Annotated in this window: 10 protein-coding genes and 1 pseudogene; 4 read left to right on the top strand and 7 right to left on the bottom strand. The window is 62.2% G+C overall.

The features are described from left to right. Positions 1-134: 134 nt before the first annotated feature. Positions 135-431 (bottom strand): co-chaperone GroES, encoded by a 297-nt coding sequence (gene groES, locus AC5DC2_RS15140; RefSeq protein ID WP_024708246.1) that lies wholly within the window; start codon positions 429-431, stop codon positions 135-137. A gap of 252 nt (positions 432-683) precedes the next feature. On the opposite strand from groES, the gene chrA reads away from it, so the two are divergent. From chrA to AC5DC2_RS15125, 3 genes are read left to right on the top strand one after another with little or no spacing between them, the layout of a single operon-like run. Then, the gene (gene chrA / locus AC5DC2_RS15135; protein ID WP_491699075.1) at positions 684-2,015 is read left to right on the top strand and encodes a chromate efflux transporter; all 1,332 of its coding nucleotides are present in this window, start codon (positions 684-686) and stop codon (positions 2,013-2,015) included. A 56-nt stretch (positions 2,016-2,071) separates the two neighbouring features. Next, positions 2,072-2,920 carry a TIGR01459 family HAD-type hydrolase gene (locus tag AC5DC2_RS15130; protein ID WP_491699074.1) on the top strand — a complete coding sequence of 283 codons (849 nt, stop codon included), beginning with the start codon at positions 2,072-2,074 and terminating at the stop codon, positions 2,918-2,920. 29 nt (positions 2,921-2,949) lie between these two features. Continuing rightward, positions 2,950-3,930 carry a bifunctional riboflavin kinase/FAD synthetase gene (locus AC5DC2_RS15125; RefSeq protein ID WP_491699073.1) on the top strand — a complete coding sequence of 327 codons (981 nt, stop codon included), beginning with the start codon at positions 2,950-2,952 and terminating at the stop codon, positions 3,928-3,930. A 28-nt stretch (positions 3,931-3,958) separates the two neighbouring features. On the opposite strand, the pseudogene AC5DC2_RS15120 reads toward AC5DC2_RS15125, so the two are convergent. The 6 genes and pseudogenes from AC5DC2_RS15120 to AC5DC2_RS15095 form a co-directional block, all read right to left on the bottom strand. Then, positions 3,959-4,773 (bottom strand): annotated as a pseudogene (locus AC5DC2_RS15120) (DUF817 domain-containing protein). A 162-nt stretch (positions 4,774-4,935) separates the two neighbouring features. Further along, positions 4,936-5,499 (bottom strand): hypothetical protein, encoded by a 564-nt coding sequence (locus tag AC5DC2_RS15115; protein ID WP_491699072.1) that lies wholly within the window; start codon positions 5,497-5,499, stop codon positions 4,936-4,938. 6 nt (positions 5,500-5,505) lie between these two features. Then, entirely contained in the window at positions 5,506-6,174 is a 669-nt protein-coding gene (gene msrQ / locus AC5DC2_RS15110) for a protein-methionine-sulfoxide reductase heme-binding subunit MsrQ (RefSeq protein WP_491699071.1), read from the bottom strand. A gap of 16 nt (positions 6,175-6,190) precedes the next feature. Beyond that, positions 6,191-7,174, bottom strand: a complete 984-nt coding sequence (gene msrP / locus AC5DC2_RS15105; RefSeq protein WP_491699070.1) for a protein-methionine-sulfoxide reductase catalytic subunit MsrP — start codon at positions 7,172-7,174, stop codon at positions 6,191-6,193. Positions 7,175-7,305: 131 nt separating this feature from the next. Further along, positions 7,306-7,500, bottom strand: coding sequence for a type II toxin-antitoxin system HicA family toxin (locus AC5DC2_RS15100; RefSeq protein WP_491699069.1), 195 nt, complete (start codon positions 7,498-7,500; stop codon positions 7,306-7,308). Between the two features lie 6 nt (positions 7,501-7,506). Beyond that, positions 7,507-7,749 carry a DUF1902 domain-containing protein gene (locus AC5DC2_RS15095; RefSeq protein ID WP_491699068.1) on the bottom strand — a complete coding sequence of 81 codons (243 nt, stop codon included), beginning with the start codon at positions 7,747-7,749 and terminating at the stop codon, positions 7,507-7,509. 250 nt (positions 7,750-7,999) lie between these two features. On the opposite strand from AC5DC2_RS15095, the gene AC5DC2_RS15090 reads away from it, so the two are divergent. Beyond that, a partial coding sequence (locus tag AC5DC2_RS15090; protein ID WP_491699067.1) for a dihydroxy-acid dehydratase domain-containing protein occupies positions 8,000-8,282 on the top strand: 283 nt, incomplete at its 3' end.

Below are 8,282 nucleotides of genomic sequence, written 5' to 3'. Positions count from 1 at the left end.
CCGTGCATCATCTTTTCGCGCGCAGAGCGGCCGAATTTGATTTCTTTAGCAGCCATTTGAAAACTCCTGGTTTATCAAAACCTTATGGGCATATGCCCGGCTGGTTGGAAAGGTGGATCGTGGGAGGCGCCTGATTAAGCGACGATGCCCATGATGTCGGCTTCCTTCATGATCAGAAGGTCTTCGCCGTCGAGCTTGACTTCGGTGCCCGACCACTTGCCGAACAGAACCCGGTCGCCGACCTTGACGTCGAGCGCGACAACATTGCCGCTGTCGTCACGAGCGCCGGAACCGACGGCGACGATTTCGCCTTCCTGCGGCTTTTCCTTGGCGGTGTCGGGGATGATGATGCCACCCTTGGTCTTTTCCTCGGACTCAACGCGACGTACGACGACGCGGTCGTGCAGGGGGCGGAAAGAAATGCTTGCCATTGTCTGTACCCTCGATCAAATGACATTCGCAGCCGCTTGACGCGGCCACCTGGATAAGTGTTAGCACTCTCACTGGGTGAGTGCTAATGACGGAGATTTAGGAGGTGGGGTGCGGCGTGTCAAGAAATCGGCGAAAAGATTTTTTTCGTTTGCCGGGAGAGGCGCGCGCGGCCTGAATGGGGCCTTCATACAGGTTTTATCTCCGGCCGATAACCCTTGGCCGATGATTTCCGCCCGGAATGCGAGGAGATTGTGACGGAGAACGCCGTTCAGGATAAAAAACCGAGCTTTTCCGAACTGGTCGCGGTGTTTGCCCGCATCGGCTGTCTGTCCTTTGGCGGTCCGGCCGGCCAGATCGCGCTGATGCACCGGATCGTGGTCGAGGAAAAGCGCTGGCTGAAGGAAGACCGCTACCTGCACGCGCTGAACTACTGCATGCTGCTGCCCGGCCCGGAGGCGCAGCAGCTTGCGACCTATATCGGCTGGTTGCTTCACGGCGCGCGCGGCGGCGTGGCGGCGGGCCTGCTGTTCGTGGTGCCGGGCCTTGTCGTCATTATCGGGCTTGCCGCTTTCTACGCCGCCCTTGCCGATACGACCTGGCTCGAGGCGGTATTCACCGGGCTGAAGGCGGCGGTCCTTGCCATCGTCATCCAGGCGCTCTGGCGCATGGGGCGGAAGTCGCTGAAGGGGCCGGTCTCGGTGGCTTTCGCCGTCATTGCCTTCGTGGCGTTGTTCGTTTTCGGGGTTGCCTTTCCGCTCGTCGTGCTTGCCGCCGGCTTTGGCGGCTATTTTCTCATGCGCAGCAGTGCAGATCCGGGCGCGGAAGACGAAGAGCCCGCACCGGCGCGGCAGAAGAAGGGCCTGCGCGCGATCGCCACGATTGCCGTATGGACATTCGTCTGGCTGCTGCCTCTCGGTATTCTGGCCCTCCTCGGCGGAGCCGGGACGCTCAGTGACATTTTCGGCTTCTTCGTCAAGGTGGCGCTGTTTTCCTTCGGCGGGGCCTATGCCGTGCTCTCCTATGTGGCGCAGGAGGCGGTGACGACCTATCACTGGCTGACGCCCGCCGAAATGCTCGACGGGCTGGCGCTGGCGGAGACCACGCCGGGGCCGCTGGTTCTCGTGCTCTGTTTCGTCGGCTTTCTCGGCGCCTATGCCGCGCCGGTCTTTGCCGCGCCCCTCATCTCGGGCATGATCGGCGCTTTCCTCACGGCATGGGCGATCTTCGTGCCGAGCTTCGTCTTCATCTTCGCCGGCGCGCCGTTCATCGAAGATCTGAGAAAGAACCCGGCGCTTTCGGGCGCCATGGCCGGCATCGGCGCGGCGATCGTCGGGGTCATCGCCAACCTGTCGTTCTGGTTCGCGCTGCATGTGATGTTCGATCACGTCGGACGCGTCGAACTCTTCGCGCTGCCGCCCCTCGTTGATGCCGGTCCGGTCTGGCCGGTGTGGTCGAGCCTGCATGTCTGGTCGCTGCTGTTGAGCCTTCTCGCCGCCATTGCGCTCTTCGCGTTCCGCATCGGCGTTGTGCCGCTTCTCTTGGGCGCGGGGCTTGCGGGGCTTGCCATTGGCAGCTGGTTATGACCATTAGGGCCTCAAAACCCGCCCGTATCCCCCTCCCGAAGCCAAAAGGACACGCCATGCCCCGTTCGATCCCCGCCCTCAGCGCGCTCTATGCCGATTACGACATCGTGCTCTGCGACGTCTGGGGCGTGCTCCACAACGGGGTTGCGGCCTTTCCGGCGGCCCGGCAGGCGCTGAAGGATGCGCGCGCCGCCGGCAAGACAGTGATCCTGCTCACCAATTCGCCCCGGCTTTCCCCCGCCGTCGTCAAGCAACTGGCGGTCCTTGAAGTCTATGATGAAAGCTATGACGCGATCGTCACCTCCGGCGACGTGACGAAGACGCTCGTCGCCGAAGGGCCGCGCAAGCTCTTCCATCTCGGCCCGAAGCGCGACACCGGCCTGATCGACGGAACCGGCGCGGCGCTGGTGGGCGAAGGGGAGGCCGAGGGCATTTTGTGCACCGGCTTCTTCGATGACGAGACCGAGACCCCGGAAGACTACCGCGCCATGCTCGTCGGCTTTCAGCAGCGCGCCGCGCCGCTGATCTGCGCCAACCCGGACCTTGTCGTCACCCGCGGCGACCGGCTGATCCCCTGCGCCGGCGCGCTTGCCGCCCTTTATGAAGAGCTCGGTGGCGAGACCCGCATTGCCGGCAAGCCGCACACGCCGATCTACGAGGCGGCGATGGCGACGGCCCGTTCGCTGGTCGGCGAAGTCGACAAGACCCGCGTCCTTGCCATCGGCGACGGCATGCCGACGGATGTGAAGGGCGCGCTCGACTACGGTCTCGACCTCCTGTTCATCGCCGAGGGCATTCACGCCGGCGACTACACGGTCGACGGAAAGGTTGACGAAGCGTCGCTCAATCGGTTCTTGACGGAGCGGAACGCAGAGCCGAAATACTGGATGCCCGATCTCGCCTGAGGTCGGCCGCATTCATCTGGAAGCTGAACATGACCGTATTTCACCGCAACGAGTTTCGCGAACCCCTGCCGTCCGCACTGAAGGGCGGGGTGGTGGCCATCGGCAATTTCGACGGCGTGCATCGCGGTCATCAAAGCGTGCTGGGGCGCGCGCTCTCGCTTGCCGAGGAGCGGGGCGTGCCGGCGCTGGTGCTGACCTTCGAACCGCATCCGCGCACGGTGTTCAACCCCAAGGCGCCGGTCTTCAGGCTGACGCCGGCGCCGATGAAGGCGCGCCTGCTTGAGGCGATGGGCTATCACGCGGTCATCGAATATCCCTTCGACCGAACCTTTTCGCAGCGCTCGCCGGAAGAATTCGTCACCACGGTGCTGCTCGACTGGCTGGCGGCGAGCGAGGTCGTCACCGGCTTCGATTTCCATTTCGGCCGCAACCGCGAGGGCGGGCCGGCCTATCTGATGCAGGCCGGCAAGCGCCACGGCTTCGGCGTGACGCTGATGGATGCCTTCCGCGACGAGAATGCCGAGGTCGTCTCCTCCAGCCGCGTCCGAGACCTTCTGACCCGCGGCAAGGTGGTGGAGGCGTCAGGCCTGCTCGGCTATCGCTACACGGTTACCGGCGAGGTGATCCATGGCGAAAAACTCGGCCGCACGCTCGGCTTTCCGACGGCCAACATGGCGTTCGATCCCGACGCCAAGCTTCGCCCCGGCATTTATGCCGTGCGTTACCGCCGTCCGGACGGCACGCTGCATGACGGGGTGGCAAGCTTCGGCCGCCGCCCGACCGTGGTGGAAGACGGACGGCCGCTGCTGGAGACCTATATCTTCGATTTCAAGGGCGATCTCTACGGCGAGACCGGTTCCGTCTCTCTCTTCGGGCGCTTGCGCGACGAGTTGAAGTTCAACGGGCTGGAGGCCCTCGTCGCCCAGATGCACCGCGACGCCGACCAGGCGAAAGCGCTGCTGTCGGCCGTTCAGCCGTTTTCGGCCCTCGACGCGAAGATCGCTTTTTGAGTTTGACGTCCGGACCGCCGCTCAGGCGTCAGCGCGGAATGTGGATGCTCTCCCGGATATGCTTCAGCGAGACGACGATGGTGAAGGTCATGATCACCAGAAGCGTCCATGAACTCCATTTGCCGAGATGCACGGTCGACCAGGCGCCGATCTGGTCCGGATATTGCCAGATGGCGAAGAAGGTCGAGATGTTTTCCGCAAGCCAGATGAAGAAGCCGATGAGGATGAAGGCGAGCAGCATCGGCATTTTCCGGTCCCGGTCATAGGGGCGGAAGACGACCGTTGACCGCGCTAAAGCCCGATCGCAAGCGCCGCGATATACCAGCGATAATCGCCGATGAAATGATGGGTGAAGAAATTGGCATAGATCAGCAGCGCCACGAGCGCCGCCATCCAGTAGGGCGGGTGGTGCAGGATGCGCACCTGAAGGATGCGCCAGGCCTGGATGATATAGCTGCCGACGGCGGCGTACATGAAGCCGGAAAACATCGGCACGCCGAAAAGCTTGGTATAGGCGAAGTCCGGATAGGACCAGGACTGGATCGCGCCGGACGTCTTGAACACTTCAAGCGCGAAGCCGACGATGTGAAACAGGCAGATCGCCCGGAATTCGTCCCAGGTCTCCAGCCCGAGCCGGATCATGGAAAACTGGATCGAAAGCGCGATGACCAGCAGCACGTCATAGCGCGGCAGTCCCAGGACGCCTTCGCGCGGCACGATGAAGATCGAAACGAAGAACAGGCCGGCAAACAGGCAGGCCCGCGCCTCCTTGAGGCCGAAGAACAGGAACTCGACGGCAAAGCGGCGGATGCCCGTAAGTCCTGGCACGGGACAGATGTCCATGAGCCAGGTATCGAGTGAACCGATGAATGGCGGCGAGGCTGTGTTCACGTGAGGCCTTTGTTGCGGTTTGCGGGAACGCTCCGCAAAATAGGGGTCTCTATACGGCGAAAGCATGACGCGGACTGTCTGGCCCCGATGGGGTGGTTCTCCGTCCGAACGGTTTCAGGGTGCGAGGCCTGCAAGAAGTTCGGTTGCTGCCTCGTCTGTCGTGGCCGACACGATTCTGATGCCGTGCTTGCGGGCGCTTTCGAGCCCGGCATTGTTGTCGATCAGCGAGCGGGTGATGAAGGCGTCGATCAGGGCACGCTGGCTTCCGGCTTGTTCGTGGTAGCGACTGTTCGCATAAATCCGTTCGGCAATGTGATCGGGTTCTGCATGCAGGAACAGACAATGCACAGTCTCGCTCGCCCAGTCGGCCATATATTCCGGCCTCAATGCCGAGCCTTCGAGCACGAGGTTCCGCCCTCGCGAGCGTGCATCGCCAATGACCCGCCCGATCATCGGTCGCATGTTCTCGTGGTGTGCGAGCAGCAGCCAATGCGCTGTATCCGGCGAGAGCTGGCTGTAGAACTCGGCAATCTCGGGGCGGGGTTCGGGCCACGGCCGCCCCGGATGGCGGGCAAGCATATCGGTCGATTGCTGCGTCCAGCCTCTCTTGCCGGCTATGCGCGCTGCAAGGCTCGATTTTCCGGCATGGGATGTGCCGCCGATCAGAATGACGGTCATTGGAAATCACTTCGCATGATTGAGGCCCGCCTGCATCCGCGCCGCCTTCTTCCGCGCGCGCTTGCGCTCCATCAGCTTCGGGCGGATGAGGCGATAGCCGAGGAGGAGCACGCAGACGGCGATGTAGAACATGATCTCCGGGCCGATCACCTTGCGGCCCATGGCGAAGTGCAGCGTGCCGAGCGCGGCGATGACATAGACCAGCCTGTGCAGGCGGATCCAGTTCTGCTTCAGGGTTCGGATCGCCCAATTGTTGGAGGTCAGCGCCAGCGGGATGAGGAGCACGAGCGCGATCATGCCGAAGGTGATGAACGGCCGCTTGATCACGTCTTCCACGACGACGGAGAGGTTCATCTGCTGGTCGAGCACCAGATAGACCAGGAAATGAAAGCACACATAATAGAAGCCGAGCAGGCCGAGCGCACGCCGGTAGCGCAGGAGGTTGATGCCGGCGAGATCGCGCAGCGGCGTGACGCAGAGCGTCAGCAGGATGAAGCGCAGCGCCCAGATGCCGAGCAGGTGCTCGAAGGTCTTGACCGGATCGACGCCGAGATTGTTGGTCGCGCCGAGCCAGAAATACCAGACGGCCGGGAGAAGCCCGACGGCATAGAGCGCCCAGACAGAGGCGGGGCGCCACCAGGCGGCGCCGGATTTCCTCGCAGGTTTCTGAGCCATGTTCTGCGCCGCCGGATCAGTAATATTTCGCAAGGTCCATGCCGGCGTAAAGGCTTGCCACCTCGTCGCCGTAACCGTTGAACATCAGTGTATCGATGCGCTTGCCGCCGCCGAAGAGGCCGCCATCCTCGCCGATGACGCGCTCGGTCGCCTGGCTCCAGCGCGGATGCGGCACGTTCGGGTTCACATTGGCATAGAAGCCGTATTCGCTCGGCTGCAGCAGGTTCCAGCTGTTGGGCGGCTGTTTGTCCGTGAGCGTGATCTTGGTGATCGACTTGATGCCCTTGAAGCCGTATTTCCACGGCACCACGAGCCGCATCGGCGCGCCGTTCTGGTTCAAAAGCGTCTTGCCATAGAGCCCGACGGCGATGATGGTGAGCGGGTGGTTGGCCTCGTCGAGCCTGAGGCCCTCCACATAGGGCCAGGGCATGGGCTGGCCGAAGCCGCTCTGGCCGGGCATTTCCTTTGGCCGCACCACGCCTTCAAACGCGACATATTTGGCCGAGCCCGTCGGCTCCGCCATGTCGAGGATCGATTTCAGCGGAATGCCGACCCAGGGAATGACCATCGACCAGGCTTCGACGCAGCGCATGCGGTAGACGCGCTCTTCCAGCGGAAACGTCGTCAGCAGCGTGTCGATATCGACGGTCTGCGGTTTCTGCACCATGCCGCCGATCTCGAAGGTCCAGGGATAGGGCTGGAATTTGCCGGAATTCCTGGACGGATCGGCCTTGCCGGTGCCGAACTCGTAGAAATTATTGTAGTTGGTCACGTCCTCGAAGCTCGTTTCCGCGCGCTTCGGCTTTGGGAAGGGGCCGGGCACCGTCTTCAGCGCCTCTCCCTGGGTGAGCGTCGCCGCGTTCGCCTCGCCGCTGCCCGCGCCCGTGACGAAGGTGGCGCCGGCGGCAAGGCCCGCGGCCAGAAGCGTGCGGCGCTTCAGGTATACGTGCTCCGGCGTGATCTCAGAGGCCGGAATGTGCGGCGGTTTGTATGCTGGCATGATCTCAGCCTCCCGAATTGGCATTCATGACGCTATACGTCGGAAGATCGCCTATAGTTTCCCCCTTCACAACAAACATCTGAACCACATTTTCGTGTACGGGGCGTGAGAGGCGTGCGGTGCATGGGAGGTCAGAAGGCCTTTGGAAGGCCTGCCTGCTTCAGCGTCTCGTTTGCCGTATGGCGGGACTTCGTGCCGCTGTCGACCGTGAAGTGCCGGGTGGAGATCGGGCTGCGCCAGATCTCATGATCGCCTTTTCCGGGCCGGATGTATTCGCATCCGGCCTCGGTCAGAAGCCTTTTGAGTTCACGCAGATAGCCCGCCATAACGCGCTAGAAGCTTGGGTTGGGCACTTTTGCCATGTGATCAGCCAGGATGTGGACGGAAATTTCTCTCGCGTCAAAAGCCAGTCCGTTCAATTCGATAAGATCGGAGATGGCATCGACCACCTTGATGCGAAGCTGTTCCACCGTTTCCGCTTCAACGGCAAGCCCGTCAATATCCGTGCTGCTTGCAACCCAAACATGAGCCTCGTCATCCCATACAGCCTGCACAGTGATCGAATCTCGCTTCATCGCCCGCTCCCAAGCTTCTTAAGATAGGCCTCTCAACCGGAACTTTCGCACGAAATATGGGCCGTTGAAAGCAGATTGTCAGGTCGCACACAACCGTACCGGAGAGTACCATTTTCGCCCCAAGCGATAGTGACAGGCCTCGTGAATTGCGTTACGACACACTCAATACGGCGGATTTTCGCCCGAAAAGGGCTGTACGGAGAAGAGGAGCTCCCGTACCGACGCCCGAAATTTTTGGAAAGGAAGACCCATGCCAGCCTATCGTTCCAGAACGACGACCCATGGACGCAACATGGCCGGCGCGCGCGGTCTCTGGCGCGCGACCGGCATGAAGGAAGGCGATTTCGGCAAGCCGATCATCGCCGTCGTCAATTCGTTCACCCAGTTCGTGCCGGGTCACGTGCACCTGAAGGATCTCGGCCAGCTTGTCGCCCGCGAGATCGAGGCGGCCGGCGGCGTTGCCAAGGAGTTCAACACTATCGCCGTCGATGACGGCATCGCCATGGGCCATGACGGCATGCTCTATTCGCTGC

The sequence above is a fragment of the Martelella sp. genome (assembly GCF_984369615.1).
The sequence above is the reverse complement of the archived record's forward strand: the minus strand, read 5'-3'. Positions and strand labels throughout refer to the sequence as shown.

Coding starts and splice junctions, on each gene's coding strand:
- groES (WP_024708246.1), bottom strand. CDS start 431: ATGGCAAGCATTTCTTTCCGCCCCCTGCACGACCGCGTCGTCGTACGT.
- AC5DC2_RS15130 (WP_491699074.1), top strand. CDS start 2,072: ATGCCCCGTTCGATCCCCGCCCTCAGCGCGCTCTATGCCGATTACGAC.
- AC5DC2_RS15125 (WP_491699073.1), top strand. CDS start 2,950: ATGACCGTATTTCACCGCAACGAGTTTCGCGAACCCCTGCCGTCCGCA.
- AC5DC2_RS15115 (WP_491699072.1), bottom strand. CDS start 5,499: ATGACCGTCATTCTGATCGGCGGCACATCCCATGCCGGAAAATCGAGC.
- msrQ (WP_491699071.1), bottom strand. CDS start 6,174: ATGGCTCAGAAACCTGCGAGGAAATCCGGCGCCGCCTGGTGGCGCCCC.
- msrP (WP_491699070.1), bottom strand. CDS start 7,174: ATGCCAGCATACAAACCGCCGCACATTCCGGCCTCTGAGATCACGCCG.
- AC5DC2_RS15100 (WP_491699069.1), bottom strand. CDS start 7,500: ATGGCGGGCTATCTGCGTGAACTCAAAAGGCTTCTGACCGAGGCCGGA.
- AC5DC2_RS15095 (WP_491699068.1), bottom strand. CDS start 7,749: ATGAAGCGAGATTCGATCACTGTGCAGGCTGTATGGGATGACGAGGCT.